At 69.3% G+C, this 264-nt stretch carries 1 protein-coding gene; it reads left to right on the plus strand.

The genetic code is table 11. The features are described from left to right. The coding region (locus tag PZC42_RS21685) for a penicillin-binding transpeptidase domain-containing protein (RefSeq protein WP_277214258.1) at positions 1 to 264 on the plus strand (264 nt) is incomplete at both ends.

Below are 264 nucleotides of genomic sequence, written 5' to 3' on the forward strand. Positions count from 1 at the left end.
CCTTGCGCGCCCGTCGTTCAGCCTGCGGCAGATCCCGGATATCAACGGCGCGCTGGTGGCGCTGGACCCCCACACGGGACGGGTGCTGGCCATGGTCGGCGGGTACTCTTTCGCGGCGAGCGAATTCAACCGGGTCACCCAGGCCATGCGCCAGCCGGGCTCGGCCTTCAAGCCCATCGTCTATCTGGCGGCGCTGGACTACGGGTTCACGCCGTCCACCCTGATCCTGGACGCGCCCTTCGTCATCGACCAGGGGCCGGGGCT

It is taken from the genome of Isoptericola croceus, from assembly GCF_029382255.1.
Classification (GTDB): domain Bacteria; phylum Actinomycetota; class Actinomycetes; order Actinomycetales; family Cellulomonadaceae; genus Isoptericola; species Isoptericola croceus.